Source organism: Bacillus sp. EB106-02-03-XG38 (assembly GCF_058792175.1).
This window is the reverse complement of the sequence record NZ_JBYTED010000005.1, coordinates 188,350-212,539: the sequence shown is the minus strand read 5'-3', so window position 1 is coordinate 212,539 and position 24,190 is coordinate 188,350. Positions and strand designations below refer to the sequence as shown.

General features: G+C 31.9%; 18 protein-coding genes and 6 pseudogenes. 9 read left to right on the top strand and 15 right to left on the bottom strand.

From position 1 onward, the window contains the following. Positions 1-347 precede the first annotated feature (347 nt). From AC3WTI_RS21715 to AC3WTI_RS21705, 3 genes are all read right to left on the bottom strand, one after another. Complete coding sequence (locus AC3WTI_RS21715; RefSeq protein ID WP_255448470.1) at positions 348-1,082, bottom strand: ABC transporter permease; 735 nt, start codon at positions 1,080-1,082, stop codon at positions 348-350. Positions 1,083-1,090: 8 nt separating this feature from the next. Further along, positions 1,091-1,297 (bottom strand): hypothetical protein, encoded by a 207-nt coding sequence (locus AC3WTI_RS21710; RefSeq protein WP_179861189.1) that lies wholly within the window; start codon positions 1,295-1,297, stop codon positions 1,091-1,093. A gap of 238 nt (positions 1,298-1,535) precedes the next feature. Further along, positions 1,536-1,841, bottom strand: a complete 306-nt coding sequence (locus AC3WTI_RS21705) for an ArsR/SmtB family transcription factor (RefSeq protein ID WP_097841941.1) — start codon at positions 1,839-1,841, stop codon at positions 1,536-1,538. Positions 1,842-2,221: 380 nt separating this feature from the next. On the opposite strand from AC3WTI_RS21705, the gene AC3WTI_RS21700 reads away from it, so the two are divergent. Together AC3WTI_RS21700 and AC3WTI_RS21695 are read left to right on the top strand one after the other, a co-directional pair. Further along, positions 2,222-2,395, top strand: a complete 174-nt coding sequence (locus AC3WTI_RS21700) for a hypothetical protein (RefSeq protein ID WP_179861190.1) — start codon at positions 2,222-2,224, stop codon at positions 2,393-2,395. Between the two features lie 640 nt (positions 2,396-3,035). Continuing rightward, on the top strand, positions 3,036-4,109 hold the full coding sequence (locus AC3WTI_RS21695) for a DUF5105 domain-containing protein (RefSeq protein ID WP_097841942.1): 1,074 nt from the start codon (positions 3,036-3,038) through the stop codon (positions 4,107-4,109). 313 nt (positions 4,110-4,422) lie between these two features. Here AC3WTI_RS21695 and AC3WTI_RS21690 read toward each other — a convergent pair whose 3' ends face one another. The 3 genes and pseudogenes from AC3WTI_RS21690 to AC3WTI_RS21680 all read right to left on the bottom strand — a co-directional run. After that, complete coding sequence (locus AC3WTI_RS21690) at positions 4,423-4,653, bottom strand: hypothetical protein (RefSeq protein WP_097841943.1); 231 nt, start codon at positions 4,651-4,653, stop codon at positions 4,423-4,425. Between the two features lie 61 nt (positions 4,654-4,714). Continuing rightward, positions 4,715-5,137, bottom strand: a complete 423-nt coding sequence (locus AC3WTI_RS21685) for a PH domain-containing protein (RefSeq protein ID WP_097841944.1) — start codon at positions 5,135-5,137, stop codon at positions 4,715-4,717. Positions 5,138-5,595: 458 nt separating this feature from the next. Continuing rightward, a pseudogene (locus AC3WTI_RS21680) lies at positions 5,596-6,255 on the bottom strand (BBE domain-containing protein); the annotation flags it as partial. Positions 6,256-6,376: 121 nt separating this feature from the next. Between AC3WTI_RS21680 and AC3WTI_RS21675 the strand changes: the two are divergent. Further along, a pseudogene (locus AC3WTI_RS21675) lies at positions 6,377-6,637 on the top strand (zinc ribbon domain-containing protein); the annotation flags it as partial. A gap of 368 nt (positions 6,638-7,005) precedes the next feature. Here the strand turns inward: AC3WTI_RS21675 and nheC are convergent. The 3 genes from nheC to nheA all read right to left on the bottom strand — a co-directional run bounded on the left by nheC (position 7,006) and on the right by nheA (position 10,718). Further along, complete coding sequence (nheC, locus tag AC3WTI_RS21670) at positions 7,006-8,094, bottom strand: non-hemolytic enterotoxin subunit C (RefSeq protein WP_071758595.1); 1,089 nt, start codon at positions 8,092-8,094, stop codon at positions 7,006-7,008. 273 nt (positions 8,095-8,367) lie between these two features. After that, positions 8,368-9,498 (bottom strand): non-hemolytic enterotoxin subunit B, encoded by a 1,131-nt coding sequence (nheB, locus tag AC3WTI_RS21665; protein ID WP_071758603.1) that lies wholly within the window; start codon positions 9,496-9,498, stop codon positions 8,368-8,370. A gap of 59 nt (positions 9,499-9,557) precedes the next feature. Continuing rightward, positions 9,558-10,718, bottom strand: a complete 1,161-nt coding sequence (nheA, locus tag AC3WTI_RS21660) for a non-hemolytic enterotoxin subunit A (protein WP_097841946.1) — start codon at positions 10,716-10,718, stop codon at positions 9,558-9,560. A gap of 806 nt (positions 10,719-11,524) precedes the next feature. Here nheA and AC3WTI_RS21655 point away from each other — a divergent pair. The 4 genes and pseudogenes from AC3WTI_RS21655 to AC3WTI_RS21640 all read left to right on the top strand — a co-directional run. After that, a pseudogene (locus AC3WTI_RS21655) lies at positions 11,525-12,189 on the top strand (transposase); the annotation flags it as partial. A gap of 223 nt (positions 12,190-12,412) precedes the next feature. Continuing rightward, positions 12,413-12,611 (top strand): annotated as a pseudogene (locus tag AC3WTI_RS21650) (DDE-type integrase/transposase/recombinase); the annotation flags it as partial. A gap of 377 nt (positions 12,612-12,988) precedes the next feature. Next, positions 12,989-13,672, top strand: coding sequence for a GntR family transcriptional regulator (locus AC3WTI_RS21645; protein WP_097841947.1), 684 nt, complete (start codon positions 12,989-12,991; stop codon positions 13,670-13,672). A 21-nt stretch (positions 13,673-13,693) separates the two neighbouring features. Further along, positions 13,694-14,326 (top strand): sterol desaturase family protein, encoded by a 633-nt coding sequence (locus AC3WTI_RS21640; protein ID WP_048528524.1) that lies wholly within the window; start codon positions 13,694-13,696, stop codon positions 14,324-14,326. Positions 14,327-14,888: 562 nt separating this feature from the next. Here the strand turns inward: AC3WTI_RS21640 and AC3WTI_RS21635 are convergent. The 3 genes and pseudogenes from AC3WTI_RS21635 to AC3WTI_RS21625 form a co-directional block, all read right to left on the bottom strand. Then, the gene (locus tag AC3WTI_RS21635) at positions 14,889-16,703 is read right to left on the bottom strand and encodes an acyltransferase family protein (RefSeq protein ID WP_097841948.1); all 1,815 of its coding nucleotides are present in this window, start codon (positions 16,701-16,703) and stop codon (positions 14,889-14,891) included. Between the two features lie 561 nt (positions 16,704-17,264). Beyond that, positions 17,265-18,665 (bottom strand): zinc dependent phospholipase C family protein, encoded by a 1,401-nt coding sequence (locus AC3WTI_RS21630; protein WP_097841949.1) that lies wholly within the window; start codon positions 18,663-18,665, stop codon positions 17,265-17,267. A gap of 437 nt (positions 18,666-19,102) precedes the next feature. Then, a pseudogene (locus tag AC3WTI_RS21625) lies at positions 19,103-19,410 on the bottom strand (DUF1963 domain-containing protein); the annotation flags it as partial. A gap of 371 nt (positions 19,411-19,781) precedes the next feature. Here AC3WTI_RS21625 and AC3WTI_RS21620 point away from each other — a divergent pair. Together AC3WTI_RS21620 and AC3WTI_RS21615 are read left to right on the top strand one after the other, a co-directional pair. Beyond that, positions 19,782-20,726: a nucleoside hydrolase gene (locus AC3WTI_RS21620; protein ID WP_097841950.1), complete on the top strand. Its 945-nt coding sequence runs from the start codon at positions 19,782-19,784 to the stop codon at positions 20,724-20,726. Positions 20,727-21,280: 554 nt separating this feature from the next. After that, positions 21,281-21,439, top strand: a pseudogene (locus AC3WTI_RS21615) (IS4 family transposase); the annotation flags it as partial. 368 nt (positions 21,440-21,807) lie between these two features. Here AC3WTI_RS21615 and AC3WTI_RS21610 read toward each other — a convergent pair. The 3 genes from AC3WTI_RS21610 to AC3WTI_RS21600 all read right to left on the bottom strand — a co-directional run bounded on the left by AC3WTI_RS21610 (position 21,808) and on the right by AC3WTI_RS21600 (position 24,172). Further along, a complete protein-coding gene (locus tag AC3WTI_RS21610) occupies positions 21,808-22,305 on the bottom strand; it encodes a DM13 domain-containing protein (protein ID WP_097842119.1) in 498 nt (165 codons plus the stop codon). Between the two features lie 98 nt (positions 22,306-22,403). Then, positions 22,404-23,462 carry a sensor histidine kinase gene (locus AC3WTI_RS21605; protein WP_142305944.1) on the bottom strand — a complete coding sequence of 353 codons (1,059 nt, stop codon included), beginning with the start codon at positions 23,460-23,462 and terminating at the stop codon, positions 22,404-22,406. Continuing rightward, a complete protein-coding gene (locus AC3WTI_RS21600) occupies positions 23,459-24,172 on the bottom strand; it encodes a response regulator transcription factor (protein WP_086391258.1) in 714 nt (237 codons plus the stop codon). Before AC3WTI_RS21600 ends, AC3WTI_RS21605 begins: the two co-directional genes overlap by 4 nt. Positions 24,173-24,190: the final 18 nt, after the last annotated feature.

The window sequence follows — 24,190 nt, the reverse complement described above, 5'->3', positions numbered from 1 at the left end:
TTAACAGATATAAATATTTTGTTTTTTACTTAGTTAATAAATTTTGTTCTTATTGCTTTTACACCACATACTTCTAACCTAGGCCCTATTCACGGAGTTTCCTCCTATCTGAAAGAGCACTTGTACCTAGTGCTCTTTTTGGTTTCCTTATTTATACGAAATAAAGTTTTTATTTAGTTTACTTTTAATTTCACATAATATTTTTAACCCTACTTATAATATAGCTATAACTTAAAGTTACATATCGTCTACTAAAGTAAATCGTTTATTGGTTAAACCTAGTTTCAGAGCTGGTGTTGACCTTGTTTTTTTAGATACTTTAGTAGCCAAACAGAAGTTGTAGTACGTTATAAAAATATATATTTTTTGTTTTGGGGAATAATGTATTTTTTAGCTTGATAGCGATGTGGTTTTACCCCTGTGTGATACAATTCATCATTTTGCTCTGTAAACTCCGTAAAAGAGTGATCTTCATAACGGAAGGCCTGAACAACCTTCTGCCCGCCGATCATCTCCTCGACATAGCCATTCAGCCCACCCAATATACGTACCTGAACACGAAATAGCTGCTGGGAGCACATCGTGATGAACCGTGCTACGAAGAAAGTCACTGGTGCAGATAACAGTACAACCATGGTCATGAGCGGATTCGTATACAACATGAGAGCGATCCCCCCAATGATTGTAACAACACCGGTTAATAATGTGGCGAATCCCTGCAGCAACCCGTCCGATATGGCATCCATATCGTTTACGAATCGGCTGATGCTGTCCTCTTGCGGATGATTATCATGATATTTCAGTGGCAGTACATTCAGCCTGTCGAACATTTCACTGCGCAAATCGTTTACTGTTTGATTAGCAAGCCGATTCTTAAGATATGTCAACAACCAACCGAACAAGCCTCCGATGAGATACACCAGACTAAGCTGTATAAATAGTCTGAAGATATCCGCGAACTCAACAGCACCCTTGCCGACCATATGATCGATCGTAATCCCAATCATAAATGGACCGATCAAGCTGGAAGCTACGCTAATAATCGCACTAATGAAGGCCCAGATTGTATACCTTGCAACCAATTGTATTTCTAATCTACTAAGGTCGGTACTAACGCAGCTAACGATTTTCCTGTTCCTACGGGTGCTTGGATAATCATCATTTTTTTATTTGTATCTAGAAATTCCGCTATATCTAAAGCCATTTGAACTTGTGATTGTCTGACTTTGTTCGTCTTATATATTTCAGTTAATTTATCTTCAAATATGGTAAGGATTATGTCAGCCTTGGATTTCATGCAATGCCCCTGTTGTAAAAATAGTAAATATTTTCTAATGTAATTTAAACAACGAGCAAACATTCTTACAACATATATGAAAAAATACATAGTATTAATGTTTATATATTAGGAATCAGTTATCTCTATCAAAAAAACAATTTGACCATTATTGACCAAATGATAAAATAAGAAGCCGTTATAAAAATATCGTGGATGTAATTTTTATAACGGCTTCTTATTTGGTTATATTTATGTCTTAATTCATATTCGAAACATTGAGTATTCCTACAATTTTATCTGCTTTCGAATTGTTTATAGAGTAGTATACCTCTAGCCCTTTTCTTTCAGCACGTAGAACGTTCCTTTTTAGTTTAGATAAATGTTGAGATGTTGTAGATTGTGGAATATTCAATATCTCTGTTAGTTGAGTTACATTTAACGTTTTCTTATTAGTTAATTCATTAATGATTTGTAGGCGTAATGGGTGTGCCATTGCCTTTAATAGTTCGATATCATCTTCTGGAATTTGGGTATCAATATTAGTATCTAGAATTCTATTCATAATATAGCCTCACTTTCTAATAGCATTTTTTATTTGTAATATAACTATATAATGATAAATTTGTTTTATATGTCTTGAATTAATTATATGATTTTAATATGTATTTTGAGTGGAGTTAATGTGTGTTTATTATGAGTTTTTTGTAAATTAGTAAATTATTCGCGGGCATTTATAGGAGTTAATTAATATAAAGGTTAAATTTCATAAAAAGTCTTAAAGATATTTATCTTTAAGACTCTTTGTAATAATAAGTTTTAAAATAAAATATAAACTATAACGTATTCTAATTATGGTATAATATAGTAAGTAACTGAAGGCGTGTGGTGGGAGGTTGCAGCCTTTCTTTCTCTTAATTTGGAGGGAAAGGAGGTGTAACCGATATGGAATTTTTACAACAATTATTACAGGACGCTACGAAACTATTCGTAACAGTGTTCATAACAACTTTTGCAACTGCTTGTGCTAACAAGTTAGTAGCAAAACGTAATAATAAAAGTAAAAGAACCACCCAGACGTCTGCCAAACGCAAGAAAGGTGGTTCAACGAAAAAATAATTAAACTTTGCAATCTACCACCTAACGGCAGCAGTTACAAATTAGACGGGATGTTACCAGCATCTCGTCTTTTATTATTATGCTCATAGTTAGTGAGTTAAAACCTTTAACAAATGGTTTATCTCTACACTCTCATTATACATTTTATCTCATTGGAAAACAATATCATCTTATTTGGTATTTTTTATTATGAAATAATGATTGATACTGCTTAATAAATCCCTATTTTGGTGAACTTTTTTCAATTACTTCTTTCTTTTTATACATGTCTTTTAGTGTTTCCTCATTAATTTTTAAATCAGATTTATCAACTAACTTCTTCTATATACAGGATTGTCCTTTTTATCTTTTTATTCCCTTTATGATAAGTTGGGATACATTGAGTTGGTGACTTGCACTACTTCAGCAAAATTATTTAATTCAAACTGATTCGAACACATCAGACATAAAGTAAAGTTTTAACAATTTCACTCTGTGCTGCAATCGAAGGTAACAAGTGTACAATGTCACCAGCATGGCTTGGAGGATCTCTTGTTCTTCTATCTCTAAGTTTTGCTATTTTGTCGCTCAATAGACATATACATAGAATTTCATGGTAAAATAGTAAATATTTTTAAATAAGGGGATGGAGGGTTTTTAAGTGAAACTTAGAAATATTTTTATGTTTTGTTTTTTGTTTATATTTACATTAACTATTGTGACTGGTTGTAGTTCTTCACAAACTTCCACAACTGTAAAAAATGGAAAGGCATCTTCGTCTTCAAAGAATGTGGAAATTGAAGTTGAAAATGCTGAATACGTATTACCATTAAATGGGTCAATGGGAGGAATAAATAAAGATAAAGTATTGAAATTCAAAGTGAGTTTGAAAAATAAAGGGGATAAAATGTTAGAGATATCACCTTATCTCTTTACACTATATCAAGGTGATGAAAAAATGAAGAAATATGATAAGGCTGATTCAGATAAATTACGTTTAATAGAATTAGAACCTGGTAAAAAAACATCGGGGATTCTCTACTATGAAGTGAATAAAGCCTCATCATATGAGCTCGTTTATTCCAATGAAGAAACAAAAAAAAGAGACGAGGAAACAGAAAAAGTTTCTTTCAAAATTGATACGCAAGAAATAGAAAAGAATACAAAAGACTTAAACAAACCAGCTGAAGTTCTAAAAGCCTATATAAATGCTGTTTATTATGATAAAGATATAGACAAAATTAATACATTATCCGGTGAAGACGGAAAACAATTTACTCAAAATATACAACAAGAATTTAAAAAAGACGCAATGTCCAGTACGCATAATGGAATTAGTGATCAGGAATTTGAAAGTTATTACAAAAAGTTGAAATCTGTACTTCAGGAAAAAGTTACATTTAAAGTAAAATCAGTAGGTTCTTCTCCTGAGGAAGATAAAGTTGAAGTAGAATTAAAAGTGAAACCATTATTATTAAGTGAATTGCAACCAAAATTAAATAAGGAAAATGAAAGATTGCTAAAAGAAACTCCAGGAATCGAACAGTCTAAATTATTTAGCCAATCGTTTAGTTACTTCATATCTATTTTGCCAGAAGCAAAAGTTTCAGATAAAGAAAAAGTAATAAAGGTTGAGATGGAGAGATACGGAAAAGAACACTGGCGTTTTTCAAAAGATAAAGTAAATGATTCAGAGGACGTAATGGAAATAATGGGAGAATTTTTAAAACAATAGAAAGATATGAACGAAAACGAAGTTTGTAACAAACAACCTTCGTTTTTTCAATTTATATTAACTTACAACAACTATTAGAAGTTTCATATTAATTCCATCACTTATAATCTAAATTATTCCCCTTAAATTCATATTAATTTTATATATTTAATTCTACTATAATTGACGTTGTATGAGATTAGCTTGATAACAATGTGATGAAACCCTTATTTATCTAGAATTGAATATTAACTTCACTTTTAATTAGATTTTGCTGAAAACTAAAAAAAGAGAGCATTTTATTTAGATCCCCTTTTCATTCGATATTTAAAGTTTACTTGTTTTTTTGTTTTGAAATTACTAGATATAAAATTGTATATAGTATTGTTCCTACCATAACTATCAATAGAGCCATAAAAGAATCTAAAATAATATTAATCCACTCTTTATTTCGAACGTATTCGATAGTATCTTTATAAAAGATTAAATTCATAAAGATAAACATTGGTATACCCCAAAATAAAAAATTTATTTTATATTCTTTTTTGAATGTTGCTAGATTCATATTCACACCTCTTTTACATTCGTAAATTCATAGATTCTAAATAAAAACAATTCCATTCGTTTTATTGTTTAAGTGGCTTGTCTATAATTTTAAGATTAGGACATTTATCTTTTAATGAATTAATGAATTTATCTTCTTCCTTTGGTATACAAACTGATAAAGTATTAAATAATCCATATATAATTTCTAGTCGTTGTCTTGACCAATATGTTGAATTCTGTGATTTTCCGTGGTATCTAATCTGTTGAATATCTTTATAAGGTATTTCAGTATTTGTAAAATAATATTTGATAATTAATGATTTATCAGCAATTCTATAAGTGGATTTAAAGTAAATAAAGAAAAAATTAATTATATTTAATAGAATCATGCAGCTAAGGTAGATATTTTGGGTTCCTTGTGTAAAAAGCATAGCAATAAAAATGAATATGGTTAATAAAAATATAATCATATGAATCGGATTTTGTTTAATCTTAAATTTCATTATTGTTCACCTCTTTACATTAAGTATAAGAAAAAACGACCTTTATATCTATATTTTTTTATATAATTATACATCAATTTATAATAGAAACTATTTATTACACAAGTATTTTCATTTATAATAAAGAAGTTTTAAAATATCCATTTTGTTGTCTCCTTTTAAAAAGTACCCATTCCCTTGTCTCCATATGAGGACAAGGGAATGGGTACTAAATGGACAGTCTTCGCCGGAAATTTGCATTTTACACTATAAAATTAGCTCCTATTTTTCAAGTCTTTCTACAACAAGGCTATGAAATCCCAAACTATTTAGACAAAAAGTCTAATAGACAGTTCTATAGAACTAAATCAGTCTTGTTTAATAATATAGAAATTTTGAAGAAAGACATGAAACTGAATACTTTTTAAACTAGAACGTATTTTTTATAAATTGCAAAATTTAATAACGGTAAAGGAATACTATTTTTTATGAACAGGTGGAATGCTTTGTGGAAAATTGAAAACATCTTCTGGATCGTATTTAGCTTTCAATTGAGTCAATCGTTTGAAGTTTTCACCATAATATAAATCTGGCCAATCTTTCATTAAAAGATCTGGTGTGTTAACGTAGACTCCTTTCGTAAAAGGAATCAATGCGTGACGAAAATCTTCTACCCAGCGAATCCCTTGTGCAGCTCCCTCAGGTTTGTCCCAAGTGGAAAATAACACCATATTCATTAGAGCTTTTCGGTAAAAATAAGCAGTAGCTTCCTCGGATACTTCAGAAACAGTCCCACCTAACCCCTGGAAAAATACAGAAACAGTAGAATTAGATGGAGCTTGATTTATAAAATGTTGAATCGTAGCAATACCTTCTTCAGGTAATAAAGTGTCCATAAAAGGTGCTACGCTTTTAAATGGAAAAGGAGTTGCAGGCTGATGATTGGAAATTAACGTTATAGCTTCTAAATAAGACAATTCTTTTATATCTACCTTTATAGGTGATCCAATTTGGAGAAGTGGTTGTATCAATTTCTGTAAGTCTGTAACTGATCCATGAAAAATCCCATGCATCAACAAGGGGGCTGTCTTTTCTGACGACAATAATAATGTAGGGGTAAAGCGTTTATCAGAAGTAGGTCTACGCACAATTGTAAGAAACCTCCAAATAAAAAAAGAATCATTGAAACAACGATTCTTTTTTATCCCATTTATACAAATTTATCATTTTAGCCAAGAAGACTCCTTACTCAAGGAGCGTGAAGGGTCACAGTTTCGAACCATGTTGGAATATAAAGCAAAATGGTATGGCAAACAAGTCATTGCCGTATCGAAAACATTTGCTTCCAGCCAATTATGTTCTTGTTGTGGATATCAAAACAAAGACGTTAAAAATCTAAACCTACGTAAATGGGACTGTCCTTCTTGTCGTATACACCATGATAGGGATATTAACGCAAGTATCAATATAAAGAATGAAGCCATAAGGCTTCTAACCGCAGGGACTGCGGGGCTAGCCTAATCCATTAGAGTTCGATAGAACTCTTTACTTAGGAATCCCTCACTTCTAAACGAAGTGAAAGTGGGGGTAGTTCAAGTAGCGGTTATGAAACTCGGGGGAAATTATTATTAAGATGGCAGCTTTAAAATTATAAAATCATGGAATAAATCCTCAAACAAATTATATGAATAATATATTGAAGTTGCACGAGTCAATAATCTGTTGAGGTACGAGAATATTGCTGTAACAAGAAGCATAAGCTGACCATTTTGTCCATCTTATGCTTCTTTTAGTTTACGATAAGCTTTTATTATTTAATTTTAATTTTGTTATTTTACACGTATTCAGTTGTAATCCGGTCCTATTTGCGGTTTTCCTATTTGTACAATCTATTTATTTTGTGCAATCTTAGCACCTTCAAATAATTTATCCGTATAATTTTTAAGGTCCTGCCAATTATCCTTCGCTGTATTCAGATCTGCTATTATAATCTCATCAAACAAGTCTAGGCTAATGTTGTCAACACTGTCAATCAATGATTTATATTTTTTCTCCACTGTCCCCCACTGAGTCTTTATATTTTCAAGAGCAGTAACAGCTGTACCAACTGTTGCAGCCATATGTTCCGTTTTATTTTTGGCATCAGTCAAAATAACTACTTCTGCCTCTGCTCCAGAAATTCTGGACTTTAATTGTTCTATTTCTTGTTGTGCAGATGCGATATTCTTGTCAGCAGTGACAATCAATGGTATACCAACCGGAGGCATAAATACAGATAAAGCTATATAGCCACCACGTTTATCATAGTTTTCTTTAATGGTATTATTACAATTCTCAATTCGTTGTTGTAGAAGCGGAATACCAGCGTTCGTACTTTCTAGAATATTCTCCAATTGATTGAAATCTTCTTTGAAATTTCTTGTATCTTCTGCTATTTCACCTTGAAAATTTTTCAATTTTTCTAACAGTACATCTAATTTTTGACTATTGTACAAAATACTATTGTGCAAATTTTCTAGTTCATATTTTAATTTCTCTGTATCTTTTTGCTCTATAGCAGTTAGTAAAAGCTTATAACTTGCTTGAAACGTATCATTATAACTTACAATATTCTGATGCGTGTACATAATACGAGTTTTAAAATACATGAACCAAAAGTCGGCATTCTCTATTGCATCCCGTTGATGCTTAATCATGTTTGCTTGTAAATCACCATTTATAGAACTTATTTTACTTAAATCTGTTAGCTGTTGATTACTGATTGTATTGGCATATGAATCCATTGTAAGGATATTTGCCACCATTTTTCCCATTACTTCTTTAAATTCACCAGGACCAAGGGAATAGTTCTTCAAACTTTCTTGCTGTTGGGACACAGTTGGTTCTGCTGCCAAAGTATGAAGTGGAATTACATTATTCGCTGCCATTCCCGTAATGATTGTTGACAAAATAATTTTCTTATATAAATTCTTATTCATCTTTTTCACCTACTCTTTTACATGCATCACATATTTTATTAAATTCATAAGCTTCTATTCTTTACTTCAAATGAATTAAGATTATTGCAAATAAAACAACATATTAAAATAGAGATACTCTTACTTTCTTATTCTATAATCTTTATTAAGTTTCATAACTATATAGGAAGTCTCCTGCTCAAACTTGAACAGGAGACTCATATTATGTGTTCTTCAAAAGGGAAACTTAGTATATTATATTTTTCATTACTTCGGCAATTTCTTGATGTAATATTATTTGTTCAAGAATGAAATCTCACTACTTTGAATATTTTCAGCATACTTTCTAATCTGCTCCCAATGTTCCTTCGCTGTATCCAGATCTGCTGTTATATCCATAGCAAGGAATTCTGGGTCAACCTTTTTAGCCTTATCAATCAATGCGTCATATTTTGTACCCATTACATCCCACGTAGTCTTTATATTTTCAAGAGAAACAATAGCTTTATCAATTGTATCTGTTAAATTTTTAATATCACCTTGTACTATCGTTAACCTACCTGACTGTAGTTTCGCCATTGAAATATTTTGTGTTAGCTTTATAATTTCTTCTTGTGCCTTGATTATCTGCTGCTGCGATGAAACAACTCCGAATATAGAGCCTCCTAATCCAGCTGCACCAAGAGGCGCAAAAGGTGAAAGAATTAAGTATACACTAAAAGCAGTTGCAACCGACGATCCAATATAAATTTTATTATTTTCATCAATTAATGCTTTATTTGCTTCGATTTGTTGCTGGAACAGTGGAATTCCAGCTTCTTCACCAGTTAAAATATTTACGATTTTTTCAGCATTCCCTTTTAATTTTTGTGTATCTGTTTCTAATTTGCCGCGAAAGCTTCTCAAATCATCCACTAATTTGGTAACTTGAGCTTTATTCTGTGAAATTTCACCATTCAACTTTGTAAGCAAAGCTGTTAGTTTGACTGGATCATTTTTATATTGTAATAAATAACGAGAATAATTTTGGAATGTTGTATCATAACTGATAATATTTTGATTCGTCGTAATTATTCCTGATTTTAAATTATTTAACCAGTATGTTGCATTTTCTCTAGTAATATTTTGGTTGGCTTTAATGTCTGTTTTTAAATCATCGCCAACTGAAGGTAAACCATCCAAATTAATATCTGCTTGTTTAAGTATAGTTAAAGCATACAGATCCATTACCAACATATTGGATTTAGTATCCTTCATCGCATTATCAAGCCCTGTTGGTCCAAGGTAATAACTAGGGTATTTAAGGTCTTGATTTGCATGAATAGGTGCTGGTTCCTCTGCTGAGGCATATGATGGCATAATGCCACCTGCTACGATTGTTGCTATTAATGTAGATAAGGCCATTACTTTATAAGGTTTTTTCATCACATTTTTCTCTCCTTACATTATATTATTGGGAATTACTATTATTCATTCTACAAATTTCATCCTGTTACTTTTATTTTTGTAACACTCTCTTGATATTCCGTTGTTTGTTTTTTCAATTCATCCGTAAACTGTTTAAGCTCTTTTAAACGTGCTTGTAATGAATTGGAATCTATTTTCGTATCAGCATTAAGACTTGTCCCCGTTTGAATCATTATGTTATTAAAGGTGTCCCAACTACTTACTAGATTGTCAAAACTCTGAGTTTGATTTTTAACTGTTCTTGTAAAGTTATTTAATTGCTGCTCAATAAGTGTCATTTGAGTTGCTTGCACTTCAATATTCGATAAATTTTGTACCAATTGAATTAGTTTCTGTTGCTTCTGAGCAATAGCTTTATTCAGTTCTGTTACTTTATCATTTTTGAGTTGTCCATATTGGTTATAAATCGCTTCCAAATTAGACACGTCTACAGTTTTATCCTTAACTCCGTCTTTCAAAATATTAATAACCGACTTTGTAATATTTAAAGAACCGTCTAGATTTTCTTTTGGTAGAGCTAGAAGTTTTTCAAAATCTTCTTGAATGCCTGCATTAAGTTGTCCCATTTCTGTTCTTAATTTTTCAATGTCTCCGTTTGAACTCTTATAAGATTCAAACGCTCTGGTAACTTTAATAGAAAATTTATTACTATCTTCAACCAAATCGTCTTTAAAATTATTTAAGTCTTCTGAATTTATTTTTATATTATACTGAATTGTTTGCACGTCACCTTGAAGTAAATTAAAAATACGTACAAATGATGCTTTTGCTTGCGGATCTTCATTCATTTTTCCAGCTAGTTCAACCAATGTATTATAATAATTTGTAAATCTTATTCCGAAACTCTGTATGTCTTGATTTACTTTGAATAATTTGGGATTATATACATCCAGCCAGTCTCGAACATGGTTTCTTGCAGTACCTTGATCAGTTGTTATTCCATATATAGTATTTACATCAAGGTCTGGTTGCTGTAATATGATTAGCCCATATCCTTGAATTAATGGCGTCTGTGATCCTAATTTCGTAATCGAATTTGATAACCTATCCATAGCGGATCCAAGTACACTGCTTGGTTGTAAATAAGTCGTATTACTTTCTGCAAAAGTATTTACAGGTGAGAAGCAACTTGTAGATACTGCTGTAACTAATAACCCTGCGACTAACGCTTTTTTCATAGTGATCCCCCCATTTATTGGTGTCTTTTGATAAAATAGTTGGACTAAATTTTTAATTATTTGAAATCCAACACTACAACAATTAATCTATATAGATTAATTTAAAGATGAATTTTAAGGAATATAAATATAGATTGTAAACATTTGTACATAATGCCCTACTATAAACTTTTCCCTAAGTCATTACATAAAAGACATATACGAAGATGATCTTGATTTTATATGTCTTAAAATGTAACTAACACCTTGTGCCCTTATTAAAACATCAAATTTTCAGTGCGTATATAGTAAAATTTTGTAGTTTTTTGTATAATTTTGTCCTTTTTTTGTTTTTTTATCTTAATTATGTAATATGTGTACACATTAAAATACTATACTTCTAAAATTGCTATAGAACTTCACTCCTATAATTAAAATAATTATAATTTAATAATACCGATAAAAAGATACCTGATTTAATTTAACTAGGTGAATTTTCATTTTCAAAAAAATATTTTAGTATAATTTTTCAGTACTCTTCACTTATTTCTTCCTCTATATGGATATGTAAAATTGCATATCTATATAGAGGAAAGTTAACTATTATATATACATAGTCATAAGTGGTAATTTTTCAAATAACTATTATGTACTACCGCTACATCAATATTAAGTTTCCATGACTTCTATAACAATTATGCGTTGGATTCATCAGTCTTGGACAAAAGAATCCGACATGCTCTAAAACAACTAAATGCCCCCCTATAGAGTCAATGAAACATATATGGGATACCACATTGCTAAGACCATTTTTTCTGAACTAACCGGTATATATACAAATTCATTTGAAAGACATTATGAAGCAATTACAACCTGGTCAAGTGTATGAATTACATGATGTATATGTGGAGAGTAAAGACAAACTGCCTAATCGCATTGTGGTTTATAGATGTACCGAGGAGCAAAAACAGAAACGCCTACGTGATCGAGCTATTCGCGAAAAGAAAAAAGTAATTACATATACAGAGCGTACAAAACTTTTACAAGGCATTACGAGATATATGACAAACATTCCTACGGAATGGGTACCAAAAGAGAAAATTTATGTTCTATATTCACTACGTTGGCAAATTGAACTGTTATTTAAAATATGGAAATCTTGGTTTCAAATTCATCGTTGTAAATCTATTAAACAAGAATGATTAGAATGTCACCTTTATGGGCAACTCATTAGTATTCTATTATGTTCTTCTACTATGTTTAAAATGCGAGAACTCCTGTTACATAAGAAACCAAAAGAGCTAAGTGAATATAAAGCGATGTACATAATTAAGAATTATTTTTACTTTTTTACCAAGCATTACACAAAAACACCCAAGAATCACCAAAGGTTCTCCTTCGTCTATTCAACCTCCTACAGCGCAACGGACGAAAATCTCATCGATATGAGAAAAAGACAGTCTTTGATATTTTGGGTGTTATATATGAGTAGACCACTTCTACTCATCAGGTAACATAGTAAAAAAATTGAAGCCCATCAGGGTTTATTTGATATACCAACTTTTATAAAATTCATAAAAGATAATAAAAAACTATATGGAAAGAACGCATTTTGTATAAAAATATACCTTAAGTTGATGGATGTGTGATGCTACCCCATCGCCATCAACCTAAGAAAAATAAATACCCCAGAACAAGAAAATTGGCATCTCCAGGTGAAAATGATGGAGAAAAGAGGATTATCTGTTGCTCATACAACGATTATGAGCTGGGTTCATTCATTTGTTAGAGAAAGTATGGTAACATCTTAAATCAACAAATAACTCATGGAAAGCCGATAAAACCTATATTAAAGTAAAAAGACAATGGATGTATTTATATCGTGCCATCGATTCAGAAGGAAACACGATTGATTTGTAGCTCTTGAAAAAAGTTTGATTAAATTAACTTAATACATCCTGATAAAACAACAAATAGAAAAAGCGTGTTTTGAAAAAAGATTAATCAAAACACGCTTTTTCTATATTCAATTGAGTCATCCTTTTATAAAAAAATATGGTCTCAATCTTTTAATTCAATTAATTCTTCTTTCACTGTAACACCCGTTACTTTAACAGCGTATTTAAGTAATCATTTTCCATCTAACTAAATAGTTTACGGGCTTGTTCGATAAACCTATTTATAAAAATCCGCATCTTTGTTATTGACGGAAAATTCAAATTCATTATATAATTTTTGGTATTACCAATATACTTAACATGTATTACCATGAAAATAAAGGGGAAGATGGCTTGAAAGAAAAGGAAAGCACCTCAGATAAAATTGAGAATGAATTAATTAGATCCATATTGAGTGGTGTTTATTCTGTAGGAAGTACTTTACCACCGGAAAGAGAGCTTGCGAAAGAATTTGGTGTCGGTCGCCCAACTATTCGTGAGGCGCTTCAACGTTTAGGAAGGAGTGGATGGATAACAGGGAGAAAAGGAATGCCATCGATTATTAATGATTATTGGAGCAATGGTAATCTAACGACACTTATTAATATTGTTGAGAATCATCATACCATTACAGATGAATTTATTATGTATTTATTAGAATTTAGAAGTTCGTTGACTCCGACTTATATTCGTAATGCTGTTACGTTTAATCAACCTAAAGTGGTTGCTCTCCTGGCTAATCTTGAGCAACTTGAAGATAGTGCAGAAAGCTATGCAGCATTTGATTGGGATTTGCAAAAAAGGTGTGCTGGGCTTGCTGCCAATCCGATCTTTCTACTCATTTTAAATAGCTTTGATTCCATTTATGTAGATATGGCAAAAAGGTATTTTTCTGTAAAAGATCATCGTGAGTTATCCTTCAACTATTATCACGATTTATTAAAAGCTGCATTAAAAGGAGATGCGATTGAAGCAGAAAGATTGTGTAAGACAACTTTGGAAAAAAGCTTGGCTCTTTGGAAAGATAGAAAAAAATAAAGAAAGCTGGAGGCGTGATAAATGAAACTAAAATATTTTAAAGAATATTTTTCCTATCCTGATATTTTGATTATGAGCTGTCTTTTCCTCACTAGCTTTGGATTTATGATTTTACATTTAACCTCTATCGAAATTTGGGGTGCTTTTATTTTGGGAATGATTATGTATTCCTTAGCTGAGTACGCTACTCACAGGTTTATTTTTCATCTAAAGCCACCAAAGAATGCATTTTTATTAAAAATGCTTAAGCGCCTACATTATGACCATCATACAAATCCGAATGAATTACATTTATTATTTTTACCCTTATGGTATAGTGTGCCAAACATTGCAATTTCAGGAGCCATTTTTTATTTTCTTTCATCCAGCTTTGTCATGACAAACGCATTTATTGCAGGTATTATGCTCTTTTTATTATTTTATGAGTGGAAGCATTATATCGCGCATCGCCCCCTTCAACCAATATCACCATGGGGGCGATGGATGAAAAAAGTTCATTTATGGCATCACTTCAAAAATGAAAATTACTGGTATGGTGTTACAAATCCAGCCTATGATTTTCTCATGGGAACCTTTAAAGACCAAAAAGATGTTGTCCAAAGTAAAACTGCTAAAAATCTAGAAAAACGTGGTGACCAGAAAATAGAATTATAAAAAATAATCCATTGTCATCATCCCAGAAATATCGAAAGAATTTTGCAGTTTCGACATTTCCCAGGGAGTGACAGGTATTTTCCCTATTAAATAGTACGTTAAGAAACTTTTCACATATTAACGTAAAGAATTTATTTAGCAGTTAATTTAATGTCTAATTTATCACTATTTTATTTAGAAGTAACAAATGGTTACAAATAAAGTTTTATGATTATTATATAGAAACAGAAAATATAGACTTAAAAGAATACGGATATAACAAAATTGTTCTGATGTATATACTGATTAGCAAAAAAAGACTCCATTTTGAGTAATCTTTTTCAAAATGAAGTCTTTTTGTTTGACGTAAAATCAAGGAATATAAATTTTTCTGATTAAATTCTATTCTAAACTAATAACATTCTTATGTTCTTTATTATAACATCCCTTGAGTTTACTTAATTATCGAGTTAAATAACTTGTCTTATAGCTAAATCCTACTGATAGATATAACAAAAAGACGTTTTGACTACCTCTACTTTAAAAATAAAATGAATGGTAAATTATCTAGACGAGAATCAAATTACTTATCAATATGCTGAACAACAAGTGAAGCGTATTCTTTTGCTCCTGTTGGATTTAAATGAATTCCATCTGGTTCGAAATATGATTGATTTCCAGCACTTGCTGCATACCAATCAACTAGCACAGTATTTGGAAATTTGGAAGAGACTTCTTTTAATTTCTCATTAACTACGGCCTCCCACGGACGAGGTATTCTAGTATTAACTAATACAATTTCACATTCATCACCTATTAACTGAATTAACGATTCTAGTTGCTGGGTAGTAAATGCTCCATTTGTACCTAATCCAATAATAACATGACTTCCTAAAGTGCCTTCCTTTTTCATTCCCTCTACTATCTCCAATGCTTGAGACATCTGTCTTCCAATTTTCGCATCAATAGTAATATTAGGAAAAGCATCTTTTAAATACGGAGAGACATCGATCATAATTGAATCACCAATGGCTGTAACAGTTTTAGGTTGTTTAATTTGTTTAGAGGAATCTTTATTTTCGTCCTCTAATGTTTTATCAACCGGTTTCTCTTCCTTAGTAACTGGATGAGCTGGTTCCTCATTTTTTTTCACTTGTACCGCCTCTGTCCTAACTTGTTTAGAATTGTCTTTTACTTTGCCGGCTGTTGAGAAACCAAAGATAACTGTTATGGAGAGGAATATTGTACATGCTAAAGCAACTCTATTAACGAATGATAAGTCTCTTATTTTCAAGTCCTTTAAACGAAGATTCTTCAATGCACCTTGCCGAATTGGATTTTCAATAAACTTCCACGAAAGATGTGCCATAAGTAGAATCAAAAAAACTTGAAAAATAGCTTTAGTAAGATGAGGTTCTTCTGTACTAGCTTGCGAGCTTGTCAATGTGATAATCGGATAATGCCAAAGGTATATTCCATAGGACCGAATACCAATCCAACGTAATGGTTTAAACCTTAAAAGCACACTAATTCTGCTAGTTGGATGAGCAAGGTTGGCTACTAATAAAGCAGTAACAACTGATAAAAATAACATTCCTCCACAATATAGGAATGAGTCATATTGATTTGTCTCCCAAAACATAATTAAAATAATAATTAAAGCGATTCCCCCAACTATATCTAACACTAGACGGGCTGACGGAATAATTTTATTAGAAAGTCTATTACTTGGCCAAAGTAGAGCGAGTACTGCCCCTATTAATAGAGAAAACGCTCTTGTATCGGTACCATAATAAACTCTACTTGGATCACTTCCTGGCTCATACAGTACAGCCATTGCAATTGCTGAAGCAATTGCTCCTAAAAAAATAAATAGTGGCATACGTGATCGTTTTTTTATGTAGTAGAATCCTAAACTAAGTATGAATGGCCAGACTACATAAAATTGCTCTTCAACAGCCAACGACCAAAAATGATTTAAAGGAGTAGATTGGCCAAAGTTATCAAAATATGATAACTTATGATAAATGTACCACCAGTTACTAATATATAGTACTGCTGCTAACGAATCTCCCCGCATTTTTCCTAGTAAGGAGTTATGAAATAACGTCACCCATGCAAACACAATAATGAACATAACAAACATTCCTGGAAGTAATCTTCTTGCCCTACGTATCCAGAAATTTTTTAAATCAATTCTTTTATATTTCTCCCACTCAGTAGCAAGTAGATCGGTAATTAAATAACCCGAGAGTACAAAGAAAACTGTAACGCCCAGGAATCCTCCAGGTATCCACTTATAGTTGACATGATATAACACGACGCCCAGTATAGCCAGCCCTCTTAAACTATCTAATCCGACCATATAACGATTATTTTTCTTTAATGGTGTGAGCATATATAATCCTCCCTTAAACTTTGCTGATATGTTTGGTTACTTTTTCTCATAAGTGATCATCAACAGAAAACAAATGAAAACTCTATGAATATAAGGAAAAGTACATCTATACAACGAAACTTTTATATAGCAATTCCTTAATTTGTAATTATGTTCTTTGTTACCAAGCCAAAAAGTCGAAAGAACATTATAAAATGCTTTTTCGACTTTTACAATATATCATTTAATTAACTAGTACTTGAATATCTCCTTGTAATATTTCACAATCCCAATTTATCCTTTTTACAGATTTTCTATATAAGAAGCTCGATGTAGAACTTTGATTTGTCCGTAGATAGAAGAATTTCAAGATACTTAAATTCATAATTATTTCTCTGGCTTTTGCTCTTTTATTTCTATCTTCGCGCCTTTATAGAAACTTAATTTCTCCTTATTATAATCTATAGTATATTGATTGAACTTTTCTTTTTTCTTCTTCGCATACCTTGAGGAAAGAGCCTTCTTGGTTAAAATGATAAAAAACACTCATTCTGATTAAGAACGAGTGTTTTTCTTTTTAGGTTATCTAACAGGGATAAACTTCCACGAGCTAGGTTTTTGTTTTTTTTCACCTAGTACAATCCAATTTTTCTTTGCATTTATATTCTCATAATTTAATGGATAGTCATCTGTAAAAATATTATATTCTGTAGGATTATCCGGGTTAATTTTAATTTTAAAATCAGCTAAACTATCAGATTTTTGAGCAAGGTGAATCCAACTAGAATAATTAGACCAATTTAAATATTGGAATTGGTCGTAATTTGAGTGCTTCATGCGAAGGTATATACTCTCCCCGTGGTGTAGCTTTGCATCATTTTCTTTGTAGAATTCAAATTCCATAGGTGTACCAGATAAACCATTGTTTTCTTTATTTGCAAGTGTGACATAATCGTAACGATTTGCTAAATACCATTCAAATGTTAAACCTTGATAAGGAGATTCACTTGGTACGATATAATAATTTTTCCCTGCTTCTATGACGCTTCCTTCTATATCATAGATTAATGCAGTCTCTATACTTGGAGCTTTCACATTTTCAGTAAAAGTTTTAAACCACAGATTTAAGAAACCTGCTGTATTGCGCTGAGCTTCTCCTAAGCTTCGCTGCACAGCTGGGGTAACCATTTCTTGCCACAATTGTGCCTTACCACTATTATAATACTTAAATGTTTTATCATTAGTAATATTTTGGATTTCAGGTTTAGCTACTCGAGCCGCATAATCAATCCATTCTTCAGGTGTGGATAGAGAATTATTATAGTTCCCTCCAGTATTGACTGCAAATTGCTTTTGAATGGTTGTAACATAATTTTCAAAGTAGCTATGATATTTTATAGCTCTCGTATCAATTGCAGTAAAATTTGCTGCATGCATAGGTTGAGTAGCATCTGTAAAGTAGTGGGTAGCTACTCCTAAGTAATAGAAAGCTTTTTCATAGTCCTTATTTCGTAAATATTCTCCAGATTCATAAAAGTATTTCTTACCTTGTGTAAGAGCCGTTGGATTTGTTTCTCCTCTATAATTTTCTTTAGTATCAGGATCATAAAAGTGAGATTTCCATCCGCCTTTAAAAACGCCACCTATTCCTGTACCACCATCGTTAAACTCTGCATTATAATCTGCATCATATAATCCTTTAGAAAATAAATCATTATATTGTGGATAATTTAAAAAGTCCACAGCCTGCTTATTTGCTTCAATATTAGATTCTGTTTTCATAATTTCAATAGCTTGTTTTGCAATCCATAAATGTGTACTTTTATCAGAATGATACGGAGCTTCTGCAGACCATCTTGCAGTAATAGGATCATTCTCATTTAAATCAATTTGATCGAGATGAGCATAACTACTTTGAGGACATACTCCTAAAATAGTTAAAGTCACTCCAGCTATAAATAGTGTTGATACGATTTTTTTCATTTTTTATCCCTTTCTAAATATAAAGATTCTTATGCGGATATTCATCTTATTCAAGAAAGTTAAATAGCTCTAATAAAAGAGCGAGTAGCAAAGGCTAATTGCTTAATTTCTCTCTTAATGGAATACCAACAAACATCGATTAAATTAAAAATTTTAAATTAATCCTAAACAATAGTTTTTCTTCTCTACCTCTAGTTATATATAAAAGCGCGTCTTATTTAAACATGTTTTTTTATGTAATTTTACATATCCAAAAATAGGGAATTGAATAACCTTCCATTTATTATATTAATGAAAGACCGTTGTCTCTAGATAATTGAAATTATGTTGTTTTAAGTTAATAATCTATATCCATCAACTAAAGAATTTAGAATTACCCCAAAATGAAAAATGAACTTTTTGAAGTGTTGTTTTGTTTGCTTTTCTATATTCCCAAAAAGTAATCTAGGTATTAAGGGAAAAGATTTTAAATTTGGAAACGTAAGTGACATCTCATTTGGTACTAGTTCCTCTAAAGAACCATATTCTCTAATACGAAAATTTCCTGATAAGCTGGACAAGTCTTTAGCAAAGTTTGGAGAAAGAAATACTGCCATAACTTTCATACTTTTTACTGCTTCTGGAACAAAAGGTATTTGAGCTAAATTAAGTATCATGGTTGCATACATTTTGTCTTGATAGCGGTCGATTCGGTAAGTTTCATTTGGTAATGAATAGGGGATCTTCCAATCCAACTTTCATTTATAGATAAATCCGGTCTTTTTCCGCCTAAATGTGTATTCTATTTTCTCCTAATTTTAATAGGTAATTATATTGTATCAATAATGAAAAAATACGCTATTCTTTCTGTAAAATTATAGAAAAAGATAACGTATTTTAATCATTTTGAGGAACACATAATGAGTATAGGGTATCAGAAAAAACTTGTTAAGATTAGTAATTCCATACTATTTCATTTCATACAAAAGGAATTTGCTCATTATTAACGAAAGTGTATATTAACTAGATGAATTCATTCATATACCGTATTACAAAAAAAACATGAGAACAATCTGATCCTACGATACATAATTATGATCCGTTTTAAAAATTAGTAAAATTAAGGAGCAACATTGTATGGGGAAAAAAGTACTGTTTTTTGGGGATTTCGGAATTGACGATACGGTAGCTATCATATACGCGCATTTGACAGACAAAATTGATGTTATAGGAATTGTTGCAGACTATGGGAACGTACCTAAAGCCGAAGTTGTTCGAAATGTTCGCTTTTTACTTAAAAGTGTAGGAAAAGAATATATAAAAGTTTTTGGTGGGGCGGAGCATTCCATGTCTTCAGAAGCTGAAACTTTTTACCCAGAAGTTCACGGCAAATTTGGGATAGGGCCCATTTACACAGGATTAGAGATTCAGACATTTGAGAATTTTTTTGAGGTGCTTACACTTATTAAGCAGTATAAAAATGAACTTATTATCGTGAATACCGGAAGGCTAACTTCACTTGCAACTTTATTTCTCCTTTATGGAGATGTGATGGAATATGTACATTCTTATTATATTATGGGCGGAGCTTTTCTATATCCAGGAAATGTTACTCCCATTGCTGAAGCTAACTTTTATGGCGATCCTGGATCGGCTAATATTGTAATGAGATACGCAAAGAATCTATCAATTTATCCGTTGAATGTCACGCAATCGGCTATTGTAACACCAGAAATGGTTAATTATATCCACTCTAAAGGAAAAACTAAATTTTTAAAGCCCCTTTTAGACTATTACTATTATCAATTTTATCAAAAAAAGGTTCCTGGAATACAAGGTAGCCCGGTTCATGATGCGCTTACTTTAATTGCGATTAATCGTGATGACATTTTTACCTACCATCAATCAGCAGTCACAGTTAATGTACTTGATACTGTAAGAGGACAAAGTATAGGAGATTTTAGATCTACCTTTGAACCAGAAACATTCGGTAATCGTCCAAAACATAGGATTGCAATACAAATGAATTATGAACAGTTTTTTAAGGAGTTTATGACTGTAATGACTGGCGAACTATTTTAGGTAAAACCCTTATATATAAGGATATGTTTTGCTATCAAGCTAAGATTTTAAAGTATCCTCTAATTGGAAATTTGTTGTTTTTATAGACCTGGAATTTAATTATGTTTGGGGGTAACTTATTTCCTTAAGTTGATGATGATGTTGTTGAGACTCCTAAAACAATTTATCGTTTTCCGACAGAAGACTCCTTCCTCAAAAATGTGAAGGTGTGAAACACCAATTTTAGGTGGGAGATGAATGTCGGTTGGCATAAGCCAACATGTTTGCTATCATTTACTTGTACAGATTGCTCTTTGAAAACTGAAGATATGAGGTTGGTTGCAGAAAAACGTTGCAACCGTAAAATCTTCAACGTTCTTTCGCCCCATACTTGCCGAAGTTGCGAAAACCAAGCTAAAGTAGGTAGTGTGGTGAGTCAACGTACAAGATACTTATATTTTCACCGTAGGGACTACGGGTAGAGCCTGCTAAGATAACCGGTGGATACACCGGTGTTCGCAGGAATCTCCTACTTCAAACAGTCCGTAAGGACGTTAAGTGGTGAGTAGTTCAACTTTAAAACATGGAAATCATTTTTTCGTATTCATCACTGTAATTCTGTGAAATTAGAATGGCTAGAGTGTCATTTATATAAAATACTAATTAGCATTCTTTCTGTCCCTCCATCATGTTTCAAATGCATCAATTACTTCCTCATCAAGAAGAAACGAGACAGAAATTTCATGTTCTTTCCTTCCTAATTAAAGTGTAGTGACCATCATATCATTAAACTTTCACTAAAATCTTCCCCTTACATTATGATACGTTTTGTAATTTAACACTCCTCCCCTCAAGTGGCTTCTGTATATAATACATTTAAAATATATTTTTTTATAAATCAAAGATTTCCTGACATACTCTTAAAATTTTTTATGCACGAATAAAATCTCTCCGTAAACGTCCAATAACTTTAAAATATACCAAAATTGAGAAATATGAAAAAGACACTCTTATGAGTGCCTTTCTTAGCAACTAAGTCCGCTGCAGCTATTACCATATCTCATATAAATTTCACCTGTAAGAGGAAATTTTAAGTTCATATTTAATTATTAAAATAAACCGCACCAAAGTTTTCATTAAATCTTTTACACCAAACTGAAACCGAACCATATTCACTTACATCTATCCCTTCAGGAATTTCGTAGTTTTGGTCTCCTTTATTACCCTTCAATTTTCCTAATTCAATATACTGATAGTTTTTCACGTCTTCATTATTTTTCAAACGATTTGTAGGAACTAATACAACTCGTACATCTGGCCCATTAGATGTTGCAAAATTAGAAAGTCGTAAAACACGTTTTCCATCCGCTAATTGGTAAATTTTTGCCGTTCCGGTTGTTTCATGGACACCGTTTTGAAACTGACCTTCCCTTATTACTCGATCACTTTGCTGCTTTACTTCAGTTGATTGTATCTCTGCTTGTGGCAATGATTCATTTACGTGCTTATCAATAAATAATTTCTCTGGCCGGAACAATGACCATAAAATCCCCAATACAATTATCAAACCACCTATAAACCATACATATTTTCTTTTCATAAAGTAAAAAACCTCCTGTAACATACTGTGTAGTAGTATGTTAACAAGAAGGTCTTTCATTTTTCTAACGTAAATGTTACAAAAGTCTTTCAGCCGTCTTATTTTTTTACTGTTGTAATGGGAAGAGTGAACCAAAATTCACTTCCCTGCTTACCATCTGCGCGATTCCTTACACCAATTTCCCCTTTGTGCATTTCAATTAATGATTTTGCAATAGCTAATCCAAGTCCGGAACCTCCAGATTGTGAACTTCTTGATCGATCTGTTCTAAAAAAACGTTCAAATACACGTAATTGATCATTTGGAGAAATTCCTATTCCTTCATCCCGCAAAGTGAATTGGACCTGTTGAGTTAGTTTATTTTCCACTACAGTCAATTCAATTGTTCCAAAGATAGGAGAATATCGTATTGCATTATGTAATAAATTTCCTATGACCCTTTCTATTTTACAAGGCATAATTAAAAGTCTAGGTAATGTATCTGGAACAACCAATTGCACATTGATTTGTTTATCTTCCAATAAGACAGAATGCGACTCTAATACATCTAATAGAACTTTATCTAAATGTGTGAAACTTGGGTGAAAATCTACTTGCTCAAATTCTAATTTCGAAAGATCAAATAAGTCGTTAATTAATCCACTTAATCTTTCTATTTCTTTTAAAATCGTCGCTAAGTATTGCTTTTTCATTTCAGGATCTTCAATCAGGTTATCTTGTAATGCTTCTATCATCATTTGCATGCTAGCCATAGGTGTTCGTAAGTCATGTGAGATATTGGTAATTAGCTCCTTACGAGAGTTTTCCTGTTGCTCTAACTTAGTAAACCCTTCTTCTAGTTTTTTTGCCATCTGTTGAAAGGCTGTTGCTAATTCTTTAAACTCACGTGGTTCTTGCCCAATTATATACATCGTTTCAAAGTGTCTATCACTAAATTGTTTCGTCAATTTTATTAAATTTTGTATAGATCTCATGATAGGACGTGTCATTAACCAATAAATAAACGTTGAAATAATGAATGCCACAAATGCAATTACTGTTAATAACCGCGTTTGTTCCGGTTCTAGTAACATTTTGGTCTCACTATACCATATAGCAATTACCATAATACTAGTACTTAATAGATTCATGAGTAACAATTGAATACGTAATCTCATGTTTCATTTCCTCCATTTGGCTCAAAGCGATATCCTATACCCCAAACCGTATGAATCCAACGATTCTTTATCGTATGCTTCTCGAGCTTTTCACGTAAACGACTCACTAATACGGTAACTGTATTTGAGGCCCCTTCATGTCCAAAATCCCAAATTAATTCAAGAAGCTGCGAGCGAGAAAATACTTGTTTTGGATGCTTTGCCATGAGATAAAGTACCTCAAACTCTTTCACCGTTAACTCCACTTCTTTATCACAAACAAGTACATATCTTGTCTTTGGATATATTTTTAAATCTGGAAACTCTATCACTTCCAATAGGGATTCTTTCGCTTGTATTGGTACATAGCTTCCTCTTCTTAGTATAATTTGAACCCTTAATACTAATTCACGAGGGGAAAAGGGCTTGGTTAAATAATCATCTGCCCCCATTGTTAAGCCTAAAATTCGATCCCTTTCCTCTCCCTTAGCAGTTAACATAATAATAGGGACATTTGACTGTTGACGAATTTCCTCGCATAATTCCCATCCATCTTTTTTTGGCATCATCAAATCTAATATAATTAAATCTGGTTGATGTGTAAGAAATAAATCCCAACCTTCTTTACCATTTACAGCGGTATAAACTTCATATTCTTCTCTTTCTAAATACCGTTTGCATACTTCTCGAATATTTTCTTCATCTTCTACGATTAAAATTCTTTTCTTCATATACTATCCTCACTTCTT

Coding starts and splice junctions, on each gene's coding strand:
- AC3WTI_RS21710 (WP_179861189.1), bottom strand. CDS start 1,297: ATGAAATCCAAGGCTGACATAATCCTTACCATATTTGAAGATAAATTA.
- AC3WTI_RS21705 (WP_097841941.1), bottom strand. CDS start 1,841: ATGAATAGAATTCTAGATACTAATATTGATACCCAAATTCCAGAAGAT.
- AC3WTI_RS21700 (WP_179861190.1), top strand. CDS start 2,222: ATGGAATTTTTACAACAATTATTACAGGACGCTACGAAACTATTCGTA.
- AC3WTI_RS21690 (WP_097841943.1), bottom strand. CDS start 4,653: ATGAATCTAGCAACATTCAAAAAAGAATATAAAATAAATTTTTTATTT.
- AC3WTI_RS21685 (WP_097841944.1), bottom strand. CDS start 5,137: ATGAAATTTAAGATTAAACAAAATCCGATTCATATGATTATATTTTTA.
- nheC (WP_071758595.1), bottom strand. CDS start 8,094: ATGAATAAGAATTTATATAAGAAAATTATTTTGTCAACAATCATTACG.
- nheB (WP_071758603.1), bottom strand. CDS start 9,498: ATGAAAAAACCTTATAAAGTAATGGCCTTATCTACATTAATAGCAACA.
- nheA (WP_097841946.1), bottom strand. CDS start 10,718: ATGAAAAAAGCGTTAGTCGCAGGGTTATTAGTTACAGCAGTATCTACA.
- AC3WTI_RS21640 (WP_048528524.1), top strand. CDS start 13,694: ATGAAACTAAAATATTTTAAAGAATATTTTTCCTATCCTGATATTTTG.
- AC3WTI_RS21635 (WP_097841948.1), bottom strand. CDS start 16,703: ATGCTCACACCATTAAAGAAAAATAATCGTTATATGGTCGGATTAGAT.
- AC3WTI_RS21630 (WP_097841949.1), bottom strand. CDS start 18,665: ATGAAAAAAATCGTATCAACACTATTTATAGCTGGAGTGACTTTAACT.
- AC3WTI_RS21620 (WP_097841950.1), top strand. CDS start 19,782: ATGGGGAAAAAAGTACTGTTTTTTGGGGATTTCGGAATTGACGATACG.
- AC3WTI_RS21610 (WP_097842119.1), bottom strand. CDS start 22,305: ATGAAAAGAAAATATGTATGGTTTATAGGTGGTTTGATAATTGTATTG.
- AC3WTI_RS21605 (WP_142305944.1), bottom strand. CDS start 23,462: ATGAGATTACGTATTCAATTGTTACTCATGAATCTATTAAGTACTAGT.
- AC3WTI_RS21600 (WP_086391258.1), bottom strand. CDS start 24,172: ATGAAGAAAAGAATTTTAATCGTAGAAGATGAAGAAAATATTCGAGAA.